This is a genomic window from Streptomyces sp. NPDC001822 (assembly GCF_042892135.1).
In the GTDB taxonomy this organism is placed as follows: Bacteria; Actinomycetota; Actinomycetes; order Streptomycetales; family Streptomycetaceae; genus Streptomyces.
In genome coordinates, this window is record NZ_JBIATW010000001.1 from 790475 (window position 1) to 814634 (window position 24160).

The following is a 24160-nucleotide window of genomic DNA, read 5'->3' on the forward strand; positions in this document are numbered from 1 at the left end:
GCGAGCACGTCAGCACGCGCACGCCCTCCAGCAGCCACGCCGGACGTCAAGCCGGCTCACCGAGTCCGCCTCGTCGCGCCGTGCGTCACCAATCAGCCAGGAGCACACGTGTCCAGACCCCCCTCCACCCACACTCTCTCCCGTCGGCGCAACGCGACGTCGCTCGCCATGCTGGGCGCACTCCTCGCGTCCTCGCTCACGCTGATCCCGTCCTCGCCGGCTCAGGCGGCGGAGACCCTGCTCTCCCAGGGCAGGCCTGCCACGGCCTCCTCGCAGGAAGGCGAGGGCTACAGCGCGTCCGCCGCCGTCGACGGCAACCTGACCGGCACCCGCTGGTCCAGCGAGCGGCGTGACGGCGAATGGATCCAGGTCGACCTCGGGGCGAGCAGGAGCCTCAGCAGGGTCGTCCTCACCTGGGAGGCCGCCTACGGCAAGAACTACGAGATCCAGGCGTCCGACAACGGCACCGACTGGCGCACGCTGAAGACGGTCACCGGCGGCGACGGCGGCACGGACGAGGCCGCCGTCTCCGGCTCCGGCCGGTACGTCCGTATGCAGGGCGTCACGCGCGCCGGCGGCTACGGGTACTCCCTGTGGGAGTTCCAGGTCTACGGCGGCGACGGGACCACGACCCCGCCCCAGGGCGGTGCCGTCAAGGTGACCGGATCCCAGGGCAACTGGCAGCTGACCGTCGGAGGTCAGCCGTACACGGTCAAGGGACTCACCTGGGGCCCGTCCGTCGCCGACGCACCCAGATACCTGCCGGACGTGAAGTCCATGGGCGTCAACACCATCCGTACATGGGGCACCGACGGCTCCACCAAGCCGCTCCTGGACGCCGCCGCCGCCCAGGGCGTACGGGTCATCAACGGTTTCTGGCTCCAGCCCGGTGGAGGTCCCGGTGCCGGAGGATGCGTCAACTACGTCACCGACGCGACGTACAAGAGCACCATACTCACCGAGTTCGCCACGTGGGTCGACACGTACAAGAGCCACCCGGCGACCCTGATGTGGAACGTCGGCAACGAGTCCGTCCTCGGCCTGCAGAACTGCTACAGCGGCACCGAACTGGAGGCGCAGCGCAACGCCTACACCTCGTTCGTGAACGACGTCGCCAAGAAGATCCACACCATCGACCCGGACCACCCCGTCACCTCGACCGACGCCTGGACCGGCGCCTGGCCGTACTACAAGCGGAACGCCCCGGACCTCGACCTGTACTCGATGAACTCCTACGGCAACCTGTGCAAGGTGCGCCAGGACTGGACCGACGGCGGCTACACGAAGCCCTACATCATCACCGAGACCGGCCCGGCGGGGGAGTGGGAGGTCCCCGACGACGCCAACGGCGTTCCGGACGAGCCGACCGACGTCCAGAAGGCCGACGGCTACACCAAGGCGTGGGGCTGCGTCACCGGCCACCAGGGCGTGGCCCTGGGCGCGACGATGTTCCACTACGGCGTGGAACACGACTTCGGCGGCATCTGGTTCAACCTGGTGCCCGACGGTCTGAAGCGGCTGTCCTACTACGCGGTCAAAAAGGCGTACGCGGGCTCCACCACGGGCGACAACACCCCGCCGGTCATCACGAACATGGCCGTGACCCCCGCCACAGCGGCCCCGGCCGGCCGTGAGTTCACCGTGCGCGCCGACATCCGCGACCCCGACGGCGACCAGGTCACCCCCAAGATCTTCCTCAGCGGAAACTACGCCAACGGCGACAAGCGGCTCGTCGAGGCGCAGTGGCGCTCCACCGGCAACGGCACCTTCGCCGTGACCGCCCCCGACAAGCTGGGAGTCTGGAAGGTCTACATCCAGGCGGAGGACGGTCGCGGCAACGCCGGGATCGAGACCAGGTCCGTCAAGGTGGTCGCCCCACCCGTGGCGGGCACCAACGTCGCACTGAACCGGCCCACCACCGCCTCGTCGTACCAGACCGGGTACGGTGACTGCCCCTGTGCGCCCGCCCTGGCCACGGACGGGAACACCACCACACGGTGGGCCAGCGACTGGAGCGACCCGCAGTGGATCCAGGTCGACCTCGGTGCGGCCAAGGCCGTCCGCACGCTGCAGCTCGTGTGGGACCCCGCATACGCCAAGTCCTACGAGGTGCAGGTCTCCGACGACGGCACCACCTGGCGCCCGGTCTACTCGACGACGGCCGGCAACGGGGACATCGACACGATCGACCTCTCCGTCACCGCACGTCACGTCCGTCTCCAGCTGACGGCCCGGGGTACCGGATGGGGCTACTCCCTCCACGAGTTCGGCGTCTACAGCTGATCCCGCCGGACCGCAGTCGGGGGTGAAGGCAAAGGGGCCATACCGGGTGACCGCACCATCGTCATCCGGTATGGCCCCGGGCTTCGTTCCCGCGGCCGACGGCTGCTGCGGCCCGCCCCACCCCGGGAAGTCCGAGGCCTCCCCGGGTCGTTCACGCCACCGCGGGTGAAGGGTGGCCGCGGAAGTGCCATACGATGCGCACACCTATACGTAAATTTTCCGTTTGAGGATGCACACGTCATGTCTCTGGGTGTCACGTCCCGTTCCCTGCGGGGTATATCCGTCGTCGTCGCAATTCTTGCCATCGGCGCTTCGGGCTGCTCCGGTGGGGACGGCGCGAACAAGCACGCGGTCTCGTCCCTCGCTACCGGTGACTGCTACAACCTCGACGGCAAGTCCGGCGGGTCCGGGGACCTCGCGGTCCAGGCCGTGCCGTGCGAGGATCCGCACCTGGGGCAGGTCGTCGACGAGTTCGAGATCGACGACAAGGATTCCTTCCCCGGGGACGACGCGGTCGCGGTGATCGCCGACGGCCGGTGTCCGGCCGCGGCACAGAAGTTCGCGCCGGACCCCTGGGCGCTGCCCCAGGGGGTCGACGTCTTCTACTACCACCCCTCGAAGACGAGCTGGGCGGCAGGTGACCGCGCCGTGAGCTGTGCCTACACCAGCGACTCGGGAACGTTCTCGGGCTCGCTGAAGAGTGATCCCCTGGACGCCGGCCAGCTCGCGTACCTCAAGGGTTCGGCGGCCGTCTACGACGCCCTGTGGTCCCACCAGCCCGAGGGGGAAAAGGCCGCGGACGACCTCCCCGGATACAAGGCGCAGGCCAGGGCCGTGGCAGCGGCGCTCGACACCCACCTGCAGGCGCTGCAGGGAATCGAACAGCCGGAGACCGGCAAGCTGCGCGCCCTGTTGGAGGAGGCGGCCGAGGAGTGGAAGACGGCGGCGTCGGCCGATGACGCCGACACGTTCCAGACCGCCTACGACGCGGCGTTCGCCGGCATCGACCCCAAGAAGTCGATCGCCGCTCGCAAGGAACTGAAGCTCGCCACGACCGTGCCGGCCGACGAGGCCGAGAGCTGGGAAGGCTGAGCACCACCCGCCTCGAAGGCGATGCCCCGGTCCTGAACCGGGGCATCGCCCGGCGTCGGCCGGGCTGCGGGTCCTCGGTCGCCGACCCACGAGAAGCGGTCCACAGAGGCGTCATCCCCTGATCGGCTGCCGGTGTGGTGCGCCGCCTCGCCGGGGTGGCGTTGGCAGGATGAGGGCATGGAACACGTGCTTGGAATCGGCGGTTACTTCATGCGGGCCGCCGACCCGGCGGCCCTGAGCGCCTGGTATCGCGATCGTCTGGGTCTCGACGTCGATGAGTCCGGCCTGTGGCGTCAGGACGGCGGCCCGACGGTCTTCGCGACGTTCGACGCCGAGACCGACTACTTCGGGTCCCGCGCTCAGCGAACCATGGTCAACTTCCGGGTCCGTGACCTCGACGCGATGCTCGCGCAGTTGCGCGCCGGGGGTGCGGACGTGGCGGAGGAGACGCAGGACATGGAGGGCGTCGGCCGATTCGGCTGGGTCACCGATCCGGAGGGCAACCGGATCGAGTTGTGGCAGCCCGCCTGACCACCCGTCATGTGCGGTCGTCCCCGAGTCTCCCGCTGGCGGATTCCTCCAAGCGCAGCCGGCCATCGTTGTGCCGGTCAAGATCACGCACTCGACCCCGACCGCCCCAGACTGGCAGGACGGGGCGGCCGAGGCGGGCGCCCCGGTCTCGTCCGTGACGACATCTGGGGTACCACACCGTGAGCGAACGCGTCATCGCGCCCAAGAACCGAGGCTTCCTGTTCCTCGACTCCCACCCAAGCGGCTGCGCGCGGCTGGTGGACGAGATGTGGCGGTCCGTCCCCGACCCGGTGGCCGCCGGGGGCGAAGGGCCGGTGGCGCTGATCATCGGCTCGTCCGCAGGGTACGGTCTGGCCGCCACGATCGCGGGCCTGGCCCGCGTCGGCATCCGTGGCATCGGCGTGTGTTTCGAGAAGGCACCCGGGCGGCGTACCGGTACCGCCGGCTGGTACCGCACTGCCGCTGCCGCCCGGCTTGCGCGGCAGCACGGGCGGGACATGGTCTTCCTCAACGGAGACGCGTTCAGCGACACGATGAAGGAGCAGGTCGCGGGCCTCCTGGCCGAGCGCTTCGGGGGACGGCTCGACTTCCTGATCTACTCGGTGGCCGCTCCTCGCCGCACCGACCCGGACAACGGCCACGTGTATGCCTCGGTCCTCAAGCCGATCGGCCCGCCCAGCACCACCAGGACCCTCGTCTTCGACGACCACGGTGTCCCGGAGGTGAAGGACGTCACGACCTCGCCGGCCGAGGGCGACGACATCGAGCAGACGGTGGCCGTCATGGGCGGCACGGACTGGAAACGCTGGATCACCTACCTCGGTGACCGGTCCCTGCTCGCCGAAGGCTTCGCGACCGCCGCCCTGTCCTACATCGGTTCGCCGCTCACCGCCGGGATCTACCGGCAGGGCACCATCGGCGCCGCGAAGTCCCATCTGGAGTCCACCGCACGCGTGTTGGACGAGCGTCTGGGCAGGACGCTGGGAGGCAGGGCCGTGACCTCGGTCAACGCCGCGGCCGTCACCCAGTCCTCCACCGCCATCCCCGGCATCGCCCTGTACGTCGGGCTGCTCCGGGGCGTCCTCGGTGACACCATGGTGTCACCGACCGGCCAACTGGTGGAGCTGTGGGATCAGCTGACCGGCGCCGCCCCCCTCGTCCTCGACGAGGAGAGCCGGGTCCGCCTCGACACCTGGGAACTCGATCCCGCCGTCCAGCGCGCCGTGGCCGAACGCTGGGGCGCGGCCACCAGCGACACGGTCGCGGAGCTCGCCGACCTCGACTGGTTCAGTGACGAAGTGCGCCGCCTGTACGGGTTCTCCGTCCCGGGCATCGACTACACCGCCGCTGTCGACACCGAGGTCCCGTGGCCCAGCTGATCGACTGACCGGCGCCACGAACCCCTCACAGCGTGCTTCGTCGGGTCCGGGTCACGTCGACCGGCTTTCCATACACGGACGCAGGGAAGCCTCCAAGGCCCAGGCGTCGTGCGGTCCGCATCGGCCACGCTGCCGGCCGGCAGGGTATATCGCATCAGAACAGGTGTGATCGAGACATACGTAGAGGGTGTGGCCGCAGTCAAGCGCTCGACTGCTTGCGGGAGTTGAACAACAACGCAATACTTGCGAAAGCAAGTACAAGGTTGTTCTGCTTACGGCAGGCCACGCCCTTTTGGCGATGGCGCGGCCGCGGGACTCACTCGGAGGGGCACCCACATGGACACTCGCAAGATCCTTCGCCGCAACGCAGGCGCGGTCACCGCAGCCCTCGCGGGAGCGGCACTTCTGCTCGGCGGAGCCCTGGCCCAGCCGGCGGCCGCGGCCCAGACCCCCTGGGGGCAGGCCAACTTCTACACGGGCGCCGATCTCACCGGGACGGTGTACCCCATCCCGGCCACCGGTTCCGACGCCGAGTGCATCAATCTCCCGGAACCGATGAAGTCCGTCGCGAACTTCAAGTACGCCTACGTCGACGTCTTCTCGGGGCCGGACTGCACCCACGGGTTCGCTCGGATCACGGGTCTGCACGCGGGCAACCTCAGCCTCCCGGCCGTGAGCTACAAGGTCCTCGTGGCCTATCCGCCGGTCGGATCCTGAGTCATCCGGGGCGACACACGGTCGCCCGCCGGTGACACGTATCCGGGCGGAGCCGTGTCCCTGCGTACGTTCCGGATGCCACCGCGGCGGACGGCGGGCGCGTGGCCACCGTCGGTCGCACCACCACTGGTGACCCTGCGTGGCTGACGTACGTCCGCCGTCCTCGCCGGTCCCTGGTCGACGGCGCCGATCCCGCCGGACCGGGGATGCCGCGGGGACGGCGGGGGAGCGGCGAACCCCGTCCTCGCCGCTCGGTCCGTCGCTCAGGCGGCACGCAGGCCGCTGACCTCCGCCAGCAGTTCCGCGGACCGCAGCCACGCCTTCCGGTCGACCGGCAGCGAGGTGGTGATCAGTTCGTCCGCCCGGACCGCCGCTGTGAAGCGGTCGAGGTAGTCACGGACCTCGGCCGGGGTCCCGACCGCGGCGTAGGTCAGTTCCTGCTCCACCTGCCCGAGGACCTGCTTGCCGACCGGTGTCTCCAGGACCGTCGCCGCCGCGTGTGCGGGCACGTCGACCCCGGCACGCCCCAGCAACTGGATCACCCTGCGGCGCTTGGCGGCCAGGAAGTGGTCCTGGGCCTCCTGCCCGGTGTCCGCTGTGACGACGTTCACCCCAGCGATGAGATACGGCTTGTCCAGCTGGGCCGAGGCCCGGAACTCGCTTCGGTACAGGTCGGCCGCGTCGAGCAGCGCTCCGGGCGCGAAGTGTGAGGCGAAGGCGAAGGGAAGTCCGAGCGCCGCCGCCAGACCGGCCCCGAAGAGGGATGAACCGAGGATGTAGAGAGGGACACCGGAACCCTTGCCCGGCGTCGCCTCGACACCCGGGACCACGGTCTCGCCGCTCAGGAACCCGCGCAGTTCGACCACGTCGTCGGGGAAGGTGTCGCCGGACCGCGGGTCGCGGCGCAGGGCTCGCATGGTCTGCATGTCGCCGCCCGGGGCGCGCCCCAGACCGAGATCGATACGCCCCGGATGAAGTGTTTCGAGCGTCCCGAACTGTTCCGCGACGGACAGGGGGGCGTGGTTGGGCAGCATGACGCCGCCGGCACCCAGGCGGATGGTCCGCGTCTGCGCCGCGATGTGGGCTATGAGCACGGCCGGCGCGGCGGATCCCACGATGGACATGTTGTGATGTTCCGCATACCAGATGCGCCGGAATCCCCACGTCTCGGCGTGCTGGGCCAGGTCGACGCTGGCCCGGAAACTGTCGGCTGCTGTCTCGCCGGCGTTGATGTACGCCAGGTCCAGGAGGGAGAGGGGGACGGACGCGGTCATGGCAAACCTTCCAATGGGGGAGGGCGCGGCGGACTCTGCTTTCCGGCCCATGGCCGAAAACCGGCAGTGCGCCCGTTCTGTTCCCCCGCGTCCCGTACGGCAGCGAAAAACGGGCGGGGGTCCGGCCCGAAGCCGGGACCCCCGCCCGTGCGAGCGGGATGATCAGTTCCCGCGGTTCTCCCAGTGCTGGGTCACCGGGGTGGCCGTGACACCGTTCTCGTAGACCAGCGCGACGCGGTGGTTGTACTGGATGGTGTACATCTTCTTACCGCCGAAGACGACCGTGCCGCTGCTCTTGAAGTAGTCGTCCGTGAGTGCCGGAGGCTCGGTGGCGACGTACGCCTGCCCCGCCGGAACGCTGTACATGCTGAGCGCGGACTGCGTCGAGGGGCTCAGGCCCGCCGGGTACTCTGCGGCGTCCGGGTAGCTCTGGCCGTAGACGGGCACCGAGGCGGAGCCCGCGGGGCGGATCACCTTCACGCCGTAGGTGATCTTGGCGTTCTTGCCGTCGGGGTTGTGGAACCAGACCTTGGCGCCACTGAACCAGATCGCCGTCCAGTCGCCCTGGACGTCGGCGACGACGAACTGCTGTCCGGACTGAGCGGTGCTTCCCCAGTCGTTGATGCGGTTCGTGCCGTCACCGGTCTGCCCGTGGATCGCCTGGTCGCCGAAGAGCGGGGCGGAAGCGTCCGGAGACTTGCGCAGATAGACGAAGTTCGACTCCTGCTGCTTGTCCACGCAGGCCGTCGACGAGGTGTCGCTCGGGTCGTCCCCGGGGCAGACGCGGACAGTCTGGACGTTGTCGGCGAAGCCGGGGTCGATGGTGACGACCGAGCCCACGGTGGGGGTCTTGTGGAGTCCGCTGTACCCGTGGCCGAGGAGCGTCATGAAGTGGCCCCAGTCCCAGCCGTTGCCCGGGTCCCAGTGCATGCCGGACACGTACTTGTCGGCCGGGCCGGGCACGTTGTCGTGACCGATGACGTGCTGACGGTCCAGCGGTATGTCGAACCGCGCCGCCAGGTACTTCACGAGGGTGGCCGTGGCCTCGTACTGCGCCTCCGTGTACCAGGTGGCACCCTGGGCGGCGAAGCCCTCGTGCTCGATACCGATGGAGTGCATGTTCGTCGAGTAGTTGCCCGCGTGGAAGGCGAGGTTCGTGGTGGGCACCATCTGGGTCACCGCGCCGTCGGACGAACGCATCACGTAGTGCGTGGCCGAGGAGTTGGTCGGTGAGGCCAGGTAGTTGACTCCGGCGTCGTAGGTCGTCTCCAGGTCGTGGATGACGATGGTGTCGATCCGGATGCCGTTCGCGGGCCGGTTGGACACCTGCACACCTGCCGGGGACCCCGGTACGAAGGTGCACTGGACGGCCGGCGGGCACTCGACGTTCCCGGCGGCCGCGGACTTCAGATGCAGCCTGTCCACCTGGGACTCCGCGGGGTCCACCGAGGGGGAGGCGGCGAGGCGGACGCGCTGTCCGTCCTGCGTCACGTCGGCGGCGCCCTTGCGCACGGTGTTGAAGACACGGTCGGCGAAGGCCACCGCACCCTGCCGCTGCTTCGACTCGCTGTAGCGGGCCACGGCGCCGTACCACTTGTCGGCGTCCGCGGGCGTGCCGCCGGCCACGTCCTTCTGGTACGAGGCGAGGAGCGCCGCACCACCCCGGATGTTCGCGGCGGAGTCCTTGCGCAGGGTGTCCGGCGACTGGCCGATCAGCTTCGCGGCGGCCTGCAGCGTGTGCAGTGCGGGATCGGCGGCCATCGACGCGAGGTCGTCACGTCCGGCGCCGCCCGCCCCACCCGCGGCCATCATGGCCGGGGTCACGTCGGTGAGGTGCATGGGGCCGAAACCGCCGCTGGTGCTGTGCTGCTCCCCGTGGGCGTCCCACCCCGACTCCTGGTAGGCGAGGCCGAGCAGGACGCTGACGGGGACGTGGAACTCCTCAGCGGCCGAGGTGAATTGCTGCTGCCTGGACGCGGAGTCGGTCTGGGGGTCGGCCGAAGCGCTGAACTGCACCGTGGCCGCCAGACCGCCTGCGGCCAGGACGCCCGCCGCGATCACGACGGGGAGCCGCAGCCCTTTTCTCCTCTTGTGCAAAGTGCTGGTCCTAACGGGATGTGGGGGTTGAATGGTGCTCAGGCGAATTACTGTCAAATGCCGTGCATACCTGGCGATCTGACGAACCGGCGGGAACCGGCTCATCCCGGCTGTCACGCTGGCCGACAAGCCATGAGGGCGATCCCCCCTCGGACTCGGGCACGTGTGGGCCGCGGTCGCGCACCACGCTGTAGCGGGGGCCGCGATCCGCAGTCGCTCTCCGGTTTCACACGTATCTTACGGGAAACACTTACTGCCGGTCACAACCCCCCTCGTCGAAACCGGCAGCGAGGACGAGTCGAATTCGGACGCAATGCCGTCAGGTATTTCTTTTGGGGCGTGAGTGTCCCGTGGATGAAGGGTGAAGATATCCGCCAGGAAGGGGCGGTGCTTCCGTCCGGCCGGCCCGAGGAGGGCCGATGCCCACTCCGCCGCCTGAGTCCGGCCGGTCACGGTCGAGGCCCTGCCCGCCGCTGGTGGTGGAGCCCCGCCCCGGGACCTCACGTGATCGCCGGACCGGGCGGGCAATATACTTGATGCGGCAACATTCAAAACGAGTGACTGGCTCAGGGCCCGGGCCGCGTGCGGCTGTCGTCGGACACGCACCGGACACTGCGATCGCCCCACGGTGTGACCTACCGAGGGGAAGCACCGCAATGCCGGCGGTTCCGTCGCGCCGGACCGGTCCGTCACGCCGCAAGGATCAAGGAGGGCCCGGGTGCCCCGCGACACCGATCACGCCTACACCGTCTGGCTTCGACTGGCGGCGGCCATCGTGAAGCCTGTGCTGTTCCCCCTGGTGTCCCCCCGCTGGCGCGGTCTCGAACACATCCCCGCCACCGGCGGCTTCATCACCGCTGTCAACCACATCTCGTATGTCGACCCGCTCACCTACGGGCACTTCCAGTACAACAGCGGCCGGCCGCCGCGGCTGCTGGCGAAGGCCTCCCTCTTCGGCATCCCCTTCGTCGGCATGATGCTGCGCAAGACCGGCCAGATCCCGGTGCACCGCGGGACCGCGGACGCGGCGACCGCGCTGCGCGACGCGGTGGAGGCGGTCAAGAACGGGGAGTGCGTGGCGATTTACCCCGAGGGGACCGTCACCCGTGATCCCGGGCTGTGGCCGATGGCGGGCAAGTCCGGAGCCGCACGCATCGCCCTCACGACCGGCGCGCCCGTCATACCCGTCGCCCAGTGGGGCGCCCATCTCATCGCGCCGCCCTATGCGCGTGGAGGGCGCGGGAACCGGCGCCTGAGCCTGGTTCCCCGTCGACGTGTCGACATCGTCGCCGGCCCGCCCGTGGACCTCGGCAAGTACGCGGGCAAGCCGCTCACCCAGGAGGTGCTGCGTGAGGCGACCGAGGACATCATGGCCGCGATCACCGGACTCCTCGCGGACATTCGCGGCGAGGAGCCCCCGAAGGGCCGGCTCCCGCACGGCCCCCGGCGCGCGCGCCGTTCCGTCTCCGAACAGGCGCACTGAGTCCGGAGGCCCGTCAGCCCGCGCGAGGCACTTGCTGTGTCACCCGCGGGCCGAGGGCCGCCGCGTGTCGCCGCCGACGCGCGCGCGGTCCGGCAGAGCCGGTGCCCCGGCCTCCAGCGCATCGGCGATGCCGAGAAGCATGGAGGTCAGCGAAGGCCACAAGGGGGCGCCCAGCACCCACGTTTCGTGGTCCCAGAGGAGTACGGCGCCGTGCGTGGCACCGGGCCGGAGATCGACGATCAGTCCATCGCCGCCGGGATCCAGCGCGATCGGCATGAACTCGGGCCGGTAGCGGGTCTCGGGCCGCCCGTCGTCATCGAGGGGGCCTTCCTCCTCGGCGATCGTCAGCCAGATCTCGTGAGTCTCCAGCGCCTCCTCCAGGGACACGGGAGCGAACTCGCCCGGAATCCAGTGGCCGGCGGAGACACCGGGCAGCAGCCACCACGCCCGTACCCCGGCCGGCAAGGGCCGGCCGAGCTGCGCCTCGAACGCGTCCAGCCCCGCGGCGTCCGCCCTGGGCCTCGTGGGCTTCGGGCGGTCGTGGGCGGTGAGCCACGTGTCGATGCGTGCCCATCCGGTCAGCACGTCGTGATCGTTGTTCATGGTGGGCGGACGGCCCCCTTCCGGTCGTGGTCCCGGCTGCGTGCGGACGGAGGGCGGGCGACCTGGGGCGCGACTCCCGCGCGTCGGGCGAAAACCAGGGCTTCGGGCCGTACCGTCCGGAGAAGGCTACGGCCCGAAGCCCGCGTGCCCGAAGCCCGCGTGCCCGAAGCCCGCGTGCCCGAAGCCCGCGTGCCCGAAGCCCGCGTGCCCGAAGCCCGCGTGCCCGGGGGCCGGGGGGCGGCCCGGGGCGTGATCCGACGGCCCGGGAGGGGCGGACGGTGGTGGGCGGCGCCGTGAGCTCCGCCCCCGGCCGGCCGTTCATCGCCGTCCTGCCCGGTGGCGGGACGCGTCAGCTGTTCTACGAGGTGCCCTCCAGTACCTCACGCAGTCGGTGCGCGAATTCGTCCGGCTTGCCCGGGTATCCGAACTCGCCGTCGAGGAAACCACCATGATGGCTGGGAAACGTCGTCACCCGCTGACCGAGCAGCTCGGCTGTCGCGACGGAGGTACGCCCGGTCAGCAGGCCCGCGGACTCCTCACCGACGGCGATCACCACGCGGGCCGACGCCTTGGCGATCGCGGCGGCGTCCGGCCGGTAGCCGCTGACGGCCCATGACCGGTCGGACAGCAGCGGATCGTGGCGCACGCCGTCATCCCCGGTGGGCATGCCGAACGCGGCAGGATCGGCGTCGGGCTGTGCGAAGTACGCGTCGGTGAATTCGCCCTGCCAGGAGGTCATGGCCATGAAGGCGGCCATTCCGGCCCCCCATCCCCGCTCCTCGTACGCGTCCCGTACCCGGGCCCGCGCCCGCACGGCTGCCGGGCCGTCCGGAGTCAGGGTGACGAGGGGCGGCTCGTGCGCGACCAGAGTGGTGACGTCGCCGGGGTGCCGGGTCACGAGAGCGAGTGCCGTGACCGCGCCGCCGCTGCTGGCGAACATGTCGACCGGCCCGGCCCCGAGTGCTTCGATGACGGCGTGCACGTCTTCGGCCTGGACTTCGGGCGAGTGGTCGGCCCGTCCGTCCTTGCGGACGCTGCGACCGAGCCCGCGCGGATCGTAGGTGGCGACGGTCCGTTCGGGGAAGCGCGCCGCGAGCGCGGTGAATCCTGTGGCGTCCATGGGCTGGCCGATCATGAGCAACGGTGGTCGTCCGCCGCCGGTCGGCAGCGGCCCGCGGACGTCGTACACGAGGTCCGCGCCCGCCGTCTCCAGTGTGTAGGTCTCCATACCGATGAAGACCGGGCCCGCCGCGGAAACTCATCGGTGCCGGAGCCTCGCTCGCGGTGGTGCCACGGGGCGCCCGCATGATGTGCCCGGCCGGCTCCCGCGGGGTTGCCGCAACCGAGCCGCCACCCCGACCCGCCACCGAGCCGGCGAAGAACACCGGGCACGCGCTGGACGTGAGGCGCGCGTCGAGACGTGAGTGCGCGTGCGCCTGCCGTTCCCGGCCACGCTCCGCCCGCCCTCCCGGATCAGGCCCGCGCGGACGTCAGCCGATGGTCTCGCCGTGCCGGGGCTTCGGAGCACCCGGGGGTACGAAGCAGGCGGTGACGGTCTTGCCCGTCGCCTGCGGGTGCGTGGCCCACCCGTCGGCGAGCGCATCGATGATGGCCATCCCGCGCCCGCCCGTCGTCGTGACGTCCTCGGGCCGTTGGGCGGGGGGCAGGGGATCGGAGTCGTGGACACTCACGTGCAGGCACCGGCTGTCCCAGGTGAGGACCAGTTGGGCATCGCTGTGTGCGTGTACGTGGGCGTTGGTGATCAGCTCGGAAACGCTGAGCAGTATCGCGTCGACGGTCTCGGGGGCGTCCCTCGCCCACTCCAGGGACGCCAGGTGCTCCCGGGTCCAGTGGCGGCCGGCCCGTACCCCCTGCGAGATCGGGAACGACTGCGCCCATCCCACCGCACACAGCGACGTGTTCTTCGTCATCGGCCCCTCCTCGTTCGACTCTCCCTCTTCCTGTACCCCCGCATCCGAAGCCCACTGCCCCGCTCGGCGCCTCAGGACGTAGGGGCGGGCTCGTCCACGGATCCGCGGGAGTCGCGGCTGCCGCGCCCGGAAGGGGGGAGGGATTCGTGACGGGTGTTCAGTCCGGCGGACCGCCGCGGCCACAGGGCCCCCTTCCCGTGAGCATCGGACCCCAGTAGTTGTTTGACGCATCAAGTACTGCTTATACTTGCGCAGTCAACAAAGTGAGGCGGTTACCTGTGGAAGCCCATGCTGTGATGACGTCGGGCACCGCAGCTCAGACGTCAGTCCACCCGATCGGCACCCGGCGCGGCGTCGTCGTGCGCGAGGCGCGACTGTCCCGGATCCTGCGGCACTTGGCCACAGGGGCGGCAGGGGTCGCGATGCTCCATGCGGCCGTGCTGGGAGTCTCCCGTCGCGGTGAGCCCTACCCCGATCTGGCATGGGTGGACTCGGCCGAGGTGATGACGTCCTTGTACGTAATCGTTCCCTGGCCGCTGACCGCGCTGGTCCTGCTCTGGCTGGCGAGCCGACGGCCGGCCCTGTACGTCCGCACCGCGCTCGCGCTGCTGCTGACCAGCGGCATCGAGCTCGCCTACGCCTGCTGGGTGCCTCTCACACACCTCCCCGCCCATGAAGGAAGTCTCTTCCGCGAGTACGTGGCACTGCCCGGGGCGCTCACCGGCTGGTATCTGCTGACCGCCCTCGCGATGGCGACCGCGGTCCTGTCGCACCGTGTACGCGCGGCCGTCGTCCTCGCGGGTCTCGGCATCGTGGTCACCTCGACCCTGACCTCCGCCGACCCCGCGCTCGCCGGTCTGTTCGCGGCCGGGGCGCCCCTGCTCGCCTGGTTCGTCGCGGGCCGCGTCCCGGCGCAGCGAGCGAGGTGGAGGGCGCCCGCCGACTCCCGGGATCCGCAGTCCGGAACGGTCTCCCTCCTGCCCCGCGCCCCCTTCCGGGCTCCCGCCCAGGGGCCCGTGCGGCCGCGGCAGGCCGGCTGACGGTCGCCGCGAGCAGGGGGACCGCGCCCAGGACATCGCCTTTCCCGCACCATCGGCCCCGGGAAGGCGCCGGTCGCCGCGCTCGGACCGAACAGCACGACGTACGCACACGGTTCGGGCCGCCTCCACGGCAGCACGGGTGCACGCACCGGCCGGCGTCGTCGCCCGGCCGCCATGCCCGGCCCCGCCCCGCTTCGTCCTGAGGAGCCGCGCCCGACGCCGGGCGCCAGGCTGACCGGTTCCACGTCCCGACCTCCCGCTTCCCGCACCGTCCGCGCCCGCCGGAAGCCCCCGATTTCACGCACACAGAGAGAGACAGCCATGAGATTCGAGCCCACGGAATGGGCCGTGGTGCCCCTCGGGACCCCGTCGGCCGTGGACACGGCCATCACCGGGGCCAAGGCCGCGCACCTGGCCCGTGCCGCCGTAGCCGGGCTGCCCGTGCTGCCGGGATTCGTCCTGGTGCCCGCCGAACGTGCCCCCGGCGCCCTCACCGGGCAGGAGGCGTTGCGCGGCGCCTGGCGGACCCTGGCCGGCGGGGAGGGCCGGGAGCCGCTGGTCGTGCGCTCCTCGTCCCTCTACGAGGACACTGAGAACTCCTCCATGGCGGGACGCTTCGACTCCGTGCTGGACGTACAGGGCTGGGACTCCTTCGTCTCGGCCGTGAGGACGGTGCTGGCTTCCGCCCGACGGGTCAGGCCGCTGCGTCCGGCCGCACAGGACGTGCCCGCCGACGGCATGGCGGTCCTGGTCCAGCCGATGCTCAAGTCGGCCGTCGGCGGGGTGATGTTCGGCGCGGATCCGGTCGAGGGCCGTACCGACCGCATCCTGGTGAGCGCGGTCCGGGGCGGCCCCGATCAGCTCGTCGACGGCAGCACACCGGGTGTGCGCTACCAACTGACGCGCCTGGCACGGACGGTGGGCGGCGACCCCGCCGGACGGCGTGGCGACCGCGTGCTCACACGGACGCGGCGTCACCAGCTCGTGAGCCTGGCCAAGTCGACCGAACGCGTCTTCGGCGGCCCGCAGGACATGGAGTTCGGCTTCGACGGCGAAGGCAGGCTGTGGCTCTTCCAGTCCCGCCCCATCACGGCCATGGCCCCCCGGCCGCCGCGCGGCGCCCGGCTGTTCGGCTCCGGCCCCGTCGCCGAGACCCTTCCGGGCGTGCTCCAGCCGCTCGAGGAGGACCTGTGGGCCGTACCCATGTCCCACGGCCTGACCGTGGCCCTCGACATCGCCGGGGCAGCGCCGCGCCGCCGTCTGCGCCGGCTTCCCGTGGTGACGACCGTACGGGGGAGGGCCGTGGCCGACCTGCGCCTGCTGGGCACCGTACCCCCCGCGCATCCCTTCCTCGACCGGGTCAACACCGCCAACGGAGCACGACGGGCCGCGGCGGCCTGGCGGGTGGGCAGGCTGCGCTCCGCCCTGCCGCTGCTGGCCGTCGACCTGATGGCGGACGTGGACCGCGCCCTGGCGGGCTTCCCGCCCGCCGCTGACATGCTCAGCGGCCGCTTGCTCGACGGGGTCGCCTGGGGTCGGCAGGCGCTGTCCGCGCTTCACGCGCAGGAGTCCCTGGCGGGCGCGCTGCTCGGCACGGGGAGCGGTGCGACGGCTGCCGGTGAGGCGCTGGCGGAGCTGGCCGAGGACCGCGGCCGCGGGCTCGGCGACGAGGAGCTCATCGCCCTCCACCCCGTACTGCTCGCCCTGCTGCCACCCACGCTCTCCGGCCGGCCGCCGCTCCCCGACGCGGGCAACGTCACGTTCCTGCCGCGGGGCGTGGACTCCCTCCCGGTGCGCGAAGGGCTGCGGTTGCGTATCCGCTGGGTGCAGGAGATGCAGGTCCGGATGCTCGCTGAACTGGCCCGCCGGCTGTCGGCGGGCCAGGGCGACCGGGGTGAGGCCTCGCTGCCCCGCCTGGCACTCCTGCGCTGGGACGAACTCGTGCGGGCTGCCCGGGGCGAAGGACTGCCCGCGGACCTCGGCGAAAGGGTCCCGCGCCCGGAGTCCGGTGCGTTGCCCGCCGTGTTCCGCCTCGCCGACGGGGTCCCCGTCGCGGAGAAGCCGTCCGGCCCGTCGGTGCCGGGGCAGGGCCAGGGCGCGGGCGGAGGCTTCGGCGTCGGAACGGCCTGGGACGGGCGGGGCGGGCGCCCCGAACGCCCGGTGCTGATCGTGGAGCACCTGGACCCCGCGCTGGCATCCCTGCTGCCCGGTCTGGCCGGGCTCGTCGCGCAGACGGGAAGTCCGCTGTCGCACCTCGCCGTTCTCGCCCGTGAGCATCACGTGCCCACCGCTGTGGGCGTCGCCGAGGCCATCGAACGGTTCCCCCTCGGCACGGCCCTCGCCGTCGACGGCGGCACGGGAGCCGTGACCCCGCACGACCTGCCCGGGACGCCTGCCACACCGACCGCTTCACGACAGGAGACGGCAGCATGAAGGCACTGAAGCTGTCCGCATACGCCTTCGGCGGACTGGCCGGTGTCTACGCCGGCTACTACACCGTCCTCTACCTGACCCGATGGGAATGGCAGCGGGCCCTGATCTCGGCCATGCTCTTCCTGATCACCGAAGTCCTCATGGCCACCATCCTGCTCCTCACCCGGTTCGCCCGCCTGGAGAGCCGGATGGATCAGGCCTTCGCACGGATGGAAGACGTGCGCAACCGGCTGGAGCAGACCAGGGCCCCGGCCCGGGGCCGCTTCGCCTGGCTGGACCCGGCCGAACTCGACGGCACCCAGCGCACCTTCGTCTTCGTGCCGGTGCTGATGGTGGCCGGCGCGGCACTGTCCGGCCTCGCGACACTCCTGCAGAAGATCGCGGGCGCCAGCGCGGGGCGCGGTGCGGAGCGGCGGCTGGCCGGGCGTCTGACCGCCCTGACCGTTCCCGCGGTCGGCGACGCGGACTCACTCGAAGACCATCCCGCGGTCACACCGGTCCGTCCGGTGCGGCGCGCGCTCGCGGTGGCGACGGTCGTGGGAACGCTGCTTCTCGTCCCGCTCCTGTGGTCGGCGCTGGCGGATGCCACGCAGACCCGCCCCGAGGCGGCGCCGCGAGCGGCGAGCACCAGCATGACGTTCGCGGTGGAGACCCGGGGGAACCGGGACACCGGCGACGCCCGGCTCGCCGCGAACGACCTCTGGGAGACCTGCCGTCGTTCCACGGCGGCGCTCAACGAGGACGCCCGGCTGACGCGGCTGCACGACGGCGTCTACGTCGCCGTCATCCGCCCCGCGCTGCCCCCGCACGACGTGATGCGTCTGCGGGGGTGCATCGAGGACGCCAACACCAACCGGACGACCGCGGTCGTGCTGCGGTGAGTTGTGTGCGGCCGGGCGGACACCGCCTTCACACGGCACCGCCCGGCAGGGCGGTCAGGCCGCCGGAGCCGCCGTCACCACTGCCTCGCGCGTGGATCGCCGGGAGTCCCACGGCTCACCTGCGCATGGCTCTCACCAGATCGTTGTGCCTGCGGCTGAGGAACTTCGCCGCGGCGCACGGTCTCCCCTCGGTACGGCAGGGCTTGCACACGGCGCGATGCGCGTCCAGCGACTCACGGGCACGTGCGAGTTCGGACTCCGAAGACATACAGACACTTCTCTCTCTGCGGTGACCCGCGGCTGTGAGCATGCGGCTCCGGACTCCGGGTGCGGACGGGCATCTCATGGAAGGCGACGGTGAGGTGTGAGGTGCGTGAGCGCATGCGGGTGGCCACATCCTTGCTGTGCGCAGTGAGGATGTGTTCCATAGGCACACACATGATCAGTCATCGTGTGGGTTTCGTGCAATGTCGGTGCGCTCCTTTGACACCGCGTCCGCGGCCGCGCCACCTCGGTTCGGCCCACGTCGATACGGCCCGCCTCGGTTCGGCCCACCTCGGTTCGGCCCACGTCGATACGGCCCGCCTCGGCTCGGCCCACCTCGGTCCGCTCTCATCGGTCGGCTCTCATCGGTGTGCGGGAGCAGAGGGGGAGCGGGATCGCGTCAGCGGCCCGGCGAAGCACCTCGGCCTCTGTCGCCCCGTCGACCGCGTGCCCGCGCACGGGCCGGCCGACGCTTCGCGGGTCATGCACCATTCATGGCATCTTTCAGCATTCGTAATATTTGAGTGCGCAAATATCTCACTGAAGCGTGCTCTCCTATGTCGTTTTCTGATCAAGTGTGATTTTCTCACCTCTGTGACCAACGACTCGGCCGGCAGCCCGGGCTGACTGGGTATCCGACCGCGTCCGCCGTGTGACTGCCGAAGCCGCGTCCCCGGGTGTCCGGCAGCCGCCCGCACCCCACTTGTCCGCCGTCCGCTCACCGGTCTCCGGGCGGCCAAAAGGTACTGATACATGCGTAAAAGAGCGAGATGGGCCCTGCTTCCCGCACTGGCCGGCCTGGTCGCGGGCGCGGTGCCCGGTGCGGCCGAGGCGTCCCCCGGCTCCTCCCCGGCCGTCGCCGTCCCGGGCTCTACCGCCCCCGCTGCCCGGGGCGTCCACACCCTCACCCTGATCACCGGTGACAAGGTCACCGTGACCCGCGGCGCCAGCGGCGCTCCCGCGGTGAGCGTGGAGCGCGGTCCCGGCCGCACCCACATCGGCTTCCAGACGTCGCACCAGTGGCACGGAGCCGACCACCACATCTCGGTGGTCCCTTCCGACGCCCAGGCCCTGCTGACGGCCGGGAGACTCGATCCCCGTCTGTTCGACGTCACCGAGCAGCTCGACGCCGGCTATGACGACGCCGCTGACGACTCACTGCCCCTGCTCTACTCCGGCCGCGGCGGCGACTCCGCCACCGCCCGCGCCGCGATCCGGCGGCACGGAGCGAGGATCACCGGCACCCTGGACGTCCTGGGCGGCGGCAGTTTCACCACCGCCAAGCGGGACGCCGCCTCGTTCTGGAAGTTCGTCACGGGTGCGGAGGGACTGCGCGGCCCGCTGAACAAGCTGTGGCTCAACGGCCGCAGCCGCGTCGCCCTCGCCGAGAGCACCGCCATCATCGGTGCGCCGAAGGTCTGGGACAGCGTCGACGCCGCCGGGGAGCACATCACCGGCAAGGGAGTGACCGTCGCGGACCTGGACACGGGCTACGACCCCACGCACCTGGATCTCGCGGACAAGGCCGCCCCGGGCCGGGCCAGGGACTTCACCGGCTCAGGGTCCGCGGTGGACGGCCACGGCCACGGCACCCACACCGCCTCCATCATCGCGGGCACCGGCGCCGCCTCGGGCGGCACGTACAAGGGAGTCGCCCCCGGCGCCCAGTTGCTCGTGGGCAAGGTCTGCGACGACGAGGGATTCTGCGCCGACGACGCCGTGATCAACGGAATGACCTGGGCGGCCGAGAGCGGCGCCACAGCGGTCAACCTCAGCCTCGGATCCGCTCCTTACGCCCAGTCGGACCCGCTCACCGAGGCGGTCGACCGGCTGACCGCCGACCACGGCACCCTGTTCGTGATCGCGGCCGGCAACGAAGGCGCACCCGCCGCCGACTACTTCGGCGGGACGGTCGCCAGCCCCGGGATCGCCGACTCCGCGCTCACCGTGGGCAGTTCCACCAAGCAGGACGCCCTCAGCGACTTCTCGAGCCGCGGCCCGCGGATCGGCGACTTCGCCGTGAAGCCGGACATCCTCGCCCCCGGCCAGGACATCACCGCGGCCCGTGCCGCGGGCACCACCATGGGAGACCCCGTCGGCGCCTCGTACGTCAGCGCCTCCGGCACATCCATGGCGACCCCGCACGTGACCGGGGCCGTGGCCCTGCTCGCGCAGCAGCACCCGGACTGGAAGGCCGCCGACTTCAAGGCCGCCCTCACCAGCGCGGCCAAGGGACTCCCCGGGCTGACGGCCTACGACCAGGGCAGCGGCCGGCTCGACGTCGCCCGCGCCGCGACGCAGCACGTGCGCGCCACCTCGGGCAGCATCAGCCTCGGCAAGGCCGACTGGCCGCACCAGGACGTCACGAGAACCGGCACCGTCACCTACACCAACGACGGTGACACCGACGTCACACTGCGCCTGTCCGTCGACGCGTACGGGCCTCGGGGCCAGGCCGCGCCCGCCCGCGCCTTCGCCCTGTCGGCCGACACCGTGACCGTCCCGGCCGACGGCACCGCCTCCGTGAGGCTGACGGCTCTCGTCGACGAAGGGATGGCGGGCGCCTACGGCGGATCGATCGTCGCCGCCACCGACGACGGGGCCACCACGGTCCGCGACGCCTTCGGCGTGTACGCCGAGCCGCTCACCCACGGTCTGGCGCTCACCGTCCTCGGCCTCGACGGCAAGCCCGTGGGCGCCGACACCGCCGTATCGGCCTTCGACACCCGCACCGGTCTGCAGTACAGCGTCCCCACCGACGCCGAAGGAAAGGCGTCGATGCAACTGCCGGAGGGTGAGTACGACATCTCGGCGAACAAGTTCGACCCGGTTGCGCACACCTCGGTCCTCTTCTCCTCGCCGGGCGTCCGCCTCGCCTCCGACACATCCCTCCGTCTCGACGGTACGACCGCGAAGGAGGTCAACCTCACCGTGGACAAGGGCGGTGCCAGGAACGAGGGGATCTTCGCCACCACGACATCCGTCAGCGCGGACGGGCGCTACGGCACCCAGAAGCTGGTGATGGGCTTCCCCGGCGACCGCATCTACGCCACTCCGACGACGAAGGTCACCAGCCACCCGTACTGGTTCCTGACCACCCAGCGCTGGAGCGGCACGGTCCCCGGGACCGCGACCAAGCCGGCCTGGAGCTACGCCTACAACCTCGCGGTCAACACGAAGGGCGGCATCCCCGCCACCCTCACCCGCAGGATGCACGACGCGGAACTCGCCCGCGTCGAAGAGTCCTACGCCGGCCAGGGCGGCAAGCCGCTCGGTGTCCGCATCGACACCCCGGTCGCGGCCTACGGCGCCGTCACCTTCGGCGACGGCAACGTAATCCCGCTCCCCGGCAAGCAGACCCGCTACTACAGTGACGACGCGGCGATCGTCTGGGACCGCTCGCTCGGCATGCGGGCCCAGGGCACCGCCGGCTTCGACGAGGTCCAGTTCGCCGGCACCACGCGATTCCGGCCCGGCGGGGTTCACAGCCGCCGCTGGAACCAGGCCCCCCTGCGTGCACGCTCGGTGGAGGCCCTGCGCGCAGAGGACACGCTCTTCCTCACGCCCGGACTGTTCTCCTCGGCGGCCGAGGACACCGCCACGCACTCGGGCGAGGCGAGGGGCACCACAGGCTCGTCGACCCTGTACCGCAACGGGGTGAAGACGGCGTCCGCGAACACCCTGGGCCGTCTGCAGGCCGCCGTTCCGTACGAGAAGGGCACCTACACCCTGACGTCGACCGGTACCCGCCAGGTCGGCTGGTCCACCCTGGGCAGCCGGGCATCGGCGACCTGGACCTTCACCTCCGGTCGCCCGTCGGGTTCCGGCCCCGCAGACCTGCCGCTGATGAACGTGCGCCTCAACGGGCCGGTCGGCACCACCGGTGCGGTCCAAGGGGGACGTACGCAGCGGTTCATCGTGGCCGCCGAGCGGGGCTCCGCCGCGATCACCACTTCGCTCGGCTTCAAGGTGTCGTTCGACGACGGCAGGACCTGGAAGACCGCCAAGGTCAGGCGCCTGGGCGACATCGGCATCGTGGCCCTGCCGCTGCCCGCGGCCGGCGGCCACGCCTCGATCCGTCTCACCGCCTCCGACGCGGCGGGCAACAAGGTCGACCAAACGGTGATCCGCTCCTTCCAGGTGACCCGGAAACGCTGACGCACAGCCGCGGGTGCGACGGCGCGACCGGCCGTACGCACCCCGGGGCTGACACCTGACGAGGATCGTTCCCGCGAGCGGGGGCGGTCCTCGTCGGCTTGTCCGGTCCGGCGCCGCGACGGTGGGGGACCGAACCGGTGCGGCGCTGCTCCGGTGCGGTTTCGCACCGAGGACCACGCTCACCTGTCGCGGGTCGGCCGTCGTCCGGACGGATGCGCCAGGATCCGGTCCCGGACCACCGGAACCACCCCCCGGGCCGATGCCGACGGGCCTTCGCACCCCGGCTCACGTGGCGAGGGCGGGTGTGAGAGCGCACTGTGGAATGAGTGAGAAGAGTCCGAACGACCCCTCGCGCCAGGGAGGGCGGCGAAGATGCGCACCCACCAGCCAGACCAGGACGTCTTCAGGTCGATCGAGGCGGAGGACATCGTCTGGAAGCAGTTTCCGGCTTTCCCGCCCGCGGCACGTCTGGCCGTCATCGTAGGTGATCCGACGAAGCCCGGCCCGTACGTGGTCCGGGTCAAGCTGCCGGGCGGTCAGAAACTGATGCCGCACCGCCACGAGGAGGACCGGATCTACACGGTCATCTCCGGCGTCTTCTACATCGGACACGGCGAGACGTTCGACGAGGACCTACTGCGGGCGCATCCACCGGGCTCCGTCGTGGTGCTCCCGGGCGGAACCCCTCATTTCCACTGGGCGAAGTCGGGTGAGTACGTCACGCAGGTGACCGCTCTCGGTCCGATCACCCTGGAGTACCTCGACCCTCGAAACGATCCGCGCAACAGCTGAACCCCCGCCGCCCCGCCGGTGGTTGCGCGCGGAGCGGCGGGCTCTGGAGCAGACGTGATCATCAGCGACATCACCACGTTCCCCCTGCGCATCCCGTTCGCGCCGGGCACCGAGTCCGCGGAAGCCGTCTGGGGGCCGAAGGGCCTCAAAGCGGTGGACTCGCTCCTCGTCCGGGTGACGACCGACGAGGGCACGGTGGGCTGGGGCGAGTCCTTCGGCTTCACAGGTGCTCCGATCACCCGCGAGGCCATCGACGGGGCCATCGCGCCGGCGTGCCTGGGCCGGGACCCCCTGCGCATCGTGCCCCTCATGCACGAGGTGCAGCGCAAGCTCCACGTCTTCGGACGGTCCGGGCCCCTGATGCACGGTCTCTCCGCGGTGGACATCGCGCTGTGGGACATCGCCGGGAAGGCCGCCGACGCGCCCGTCCACCAACTGCTGGGCGGCGGCAGACACGCTGATCTGCCCTGCTACGCGAGTCTCGACGCCTACGCCGATCCCGATCTCGTGCGCGCCGCGGTGCGGCGGGCGGCCGACAGCGGCTTCGTCGGGGTCAAACTGCACGAGAAGGAGTTCCGGGAGATCAGCGCCGCACGCGACGAAGCCGGTCCCGACGTGGCCCTCATGGTCGACGTGAACTGCGCCTGGACCCCGCACCAGGCCTCGGCGATCGCGGGGACGCTGCGGCCGTTGGCGCTCACGTGGCTGGAGGAACCGGTCTGGCCCCCGGAGAACTTCGCCGGCCTCGCGCAGGTGCGCGGCGCCGGCGTACCCGTCGCGGCGGGGGAGAACGTGTCGACGCTGCTCGGGTTCCAGCGCCTCCTGGACTCCTCGGCCGTCGACTTCGTCCAGCCGAGTCCGGCCAAGGCCGGCGGTGTCACCGAGCTGTGCAAGGTCTTCACGGTCGCCGCCCTCCACAACACGCCGGTGATGCCGCACACCTTCTACGACGGACCCGGCCTGCTGGGCGCCCTGCACGCCGCCGCCGTACTGGCCACGGGCGAGACGATGATCGAGTGGCGGTACTTCGACCTCGAGGCGCAGATCTACGGAGGCGCGCTGACCGTGCGGGACGGCCGGGTACGTGTGCCGCAGGGCCCGGGGCTCGGTCTGGACCCCGACCCCGACGTGATCAGCACCTACCGGATCCGATGAGCGGCCCGCGCAGCGCCGTGCTCGTGTGCCGCGCGCCGGTGCGGGCG

At 71.1% G+C, this 24160-nt stretch carries 17 protein-coding genes; 12 read left to right on the plus strand and 5 right to left on the minus strand.

Annotated features, from left to right (window positions below; genetic code table 11):
• Nucleotides 1–168 precede the first annotated feature (168 nt).
• The 5 genes from ACFYY2_RS03615 to ACFYY2_RS03635 all read left to right on the plus strand — a co-directional run bounded on the left by ACFYY2_RS03615 (nt 169) and on the right by ACFYY2_RS03635 (nt 6002).
• Entirely contained in the window at nt 169–2283 is a 2115-nt protein-coding gene (locus tag ACFYY2_RS03615; RefSeq protein WP_388736819.1) for a discoidin domain-containing protein, read from the plus strand.
• A gap of 240 nt (nt 2284–2523) precedes the next feature.
• Complete coding sequence (locus ACFYY2_RS03620; protein WP_388736474.1) at nt 2524–3375, plus strand: septum formation family protein; 852 nt, start codon at nt 2524–2526, stop codon at nt 3373–3375.
• Nucleotides 3376–3552: 177 nt separating this feature from the next.
• The gene (locus ACFYY2_RS03625; RefSeq protein ID WP_388736477.1) at nt 3553–3906 is read left to right on the plus strand and encodes a VOC family protein; all 354 of its coding nucleotides are present in this window, start codon (nt 3553–3555) and stop codon (nt 3904–3906) included.
• 179 nt (nt 3907–4085) lie between these two features.
• Nucleotides 4086–5285, plus strand: coding sequence for an enoyl-[acyl-carrier-protein] reductase FabV (gene fabV / locus ACFYY2_RS03630; protein ID WP_388736480.1), 1200 nt, complete (start codon nt 4086–4088; stop codon nt 5283–5285).
• 336 nt (nt 5286–5621) lie between these two features.
• Nucleotides 5622–6002 (plus strand): hypothetical protein, encoded by a 381-nt coding sequence (locus ACFYY2_RS03635; protein ID WP_388736483.1) that lies wholly within the window; start codon nt 5622–5624, stop codon nt 6000–6002.
• A gap of 263 nt (nt 6003–6265) precedes the next feature.
• Here ACFYY2_RS03635 and ACFYY2_RS03640 read toward each other — a convergent pair whose 3' ends face one another.
• Entirely contained in the window at nt 6266–7276 is a 1011-nt protein-coding gene (locus tag ACFYY2_RS03640) for an LLM class flavin-dependent oxidoreductase (RefSeq protein WP_388736485.1), read from the minus strand.
• Between the two features lie 162 nt (nt 7277–7438).
• Nucleotides 7439–9373 (minus strand): N-acetylmuramoyl-L-alanine amidase, encoded by a 1935-nt coding sequence (locus tag ACFYY2_RS03645; RefSeq protein ID WP_388736487.1) that lies wholly within the window; start codon nt 9371–9373, stop codon nt 7439–7441.
• A 718-nt stretch (nt 9374–10091) separates the two neighbouring features.
• Here ACFYY2_RS03645 and ACFYY2_RS03650 point away from each other — a divergent pair.
• A complete protein-coding gene (locus ACFYY2_RS03650; protein WP_388736490.1) occupies nt 10092–10856 on the plus strand; it encodes a lysophospholipid acyltransferase family protein in 765 nt (254 codons plus the stop codon).
• Between the two features lie 39 nt (nt 10857–10895).
• Here the strand turns inward: ACFYY2_RS03650 and ACFYY2_RS03655 are convergent, their stop codons facing one another.
• From ACFYY2_RS03655 to ACFYY2_RS03665, 3 genes are all read right to left on the minus strand, one after another.
• Complete coding sequence (locus tag ACFYY2_RS03655) at nt 10896–11459, minus strand: SMI1/KNR4 family protein (RefSeq protein ID WP_388736492.1); 564 nt, start codon at nt 11457–11459, stop codon at nt 10896–10898.
• A gap of 358 nt (nt 11460–11817) precedes the next feature.
• Nucleotides 11818–12687 carry an alpha/beta fold hydrolase gene (locus tag ACFYY2_RS03660; protein ID WP_388736495.1) on the minus strand — a complete coding sequence of 290 codons (870 nt, stop codon included), beginning with the start codon at nt 12685–12687 and terminating at the stop codon, nt 11818–11820.
• Nucleotides 12688–12949: 262 nt separating this feature from the next.
• Nucleotides 12950–13390, minus strand: coding sequence for an ATP-binding protein (locus tag ACFYY2_RS03665; protein WP_388736497.1), 441 nt, complete (start codon nt 13388–13390; stop codon nt 12950–12952).
• Nucleotides 13391–13668: 278 nt separating this feature from the next.
• On the opposite strand from ACFYY2_RS03665, the gene ACFYY2_RS03670 reads away from it, so the two are divergent.
• From ACFYY2_RS03670 to ACFYY2_RS03695, 6 genes are all read left to right on the plus strand, one after another.
• The gene (locus ACFYY2_RS03670; RefSeq protein ID WP_388736500.1) at nt 13669–14430 is read left to right on the plus strand and encodes a hypothetical protein; all 762 of its coding nucleotides are present in this window, start codon (nt 13669–13671) and stop codon (nt 14428–14430) included.
• A gap of 321 nt (nt 14431–14751) precedes the next feature.
• Nucleotides 14752–16863 carry a PEP/pyruvate-binding domain-containing protein gene (locus ACFYY2_RS03675; RefSeq protein WP_388736503.1) on the plus strand — a complete coding sequence of 704 codons (2112 nt, stop codon included), beginning with the start codon at nt 14752–14754 and terminating at the stop codon, nt 16861–16863.
• Nucleotides 16860–17744 (plus strand): hypothetical protein, encoded by an 885-nt coding sequence (locus tag ACFYY2_RS03680; protein WP_388736506.1) that lies wholly within the window; start codon nt 16860–16862, stop codon nt 17742–17744. Before ACFYY2_RS03675 ends, ACFYY2_RS03680 begins: the two co-directional genes overlap by 4 nt.
• 1017 nt (nt 17745–18761) lie before the next feature.
• A complete protein-coding gene (locus ACFYY2_RS03685; protein ID WP_388736509.1) occupies nt 18762–22166 on the plus strand; it encodes a S8 family serine peptidase in 3405 nt (1134 codons plus the stop codon).
• A gap of 372 nt (nt 22167–22538) precedes the next feature.
• Nucleotides 22539–22958: a cupin domain-containing protein gene (locus ACFYY2_RS03690; RefSeq protein WP_388736512.1), complete on the plus strand. Its 420-nt coding sequence runs from the start codon at nt 22539–22541 to the stop codon at nt 22956–22958.
• Between the two features lie 54 nt (nt 22959–23012).
• Nucleotides 23013–24113, plus strand: coding sequence for a mandelate racemase/muconate lactonizing enzyme family protein (locus ACFYY2_RS03695; RefSeq protein ID WP_388736514.1), 1101 nt, complete (start codon nt 23013–23015; stop codon nt 24111–24113).
• The last annotated feature ends 47 nt before the right edge of the window (nt 24114–24160 follow it).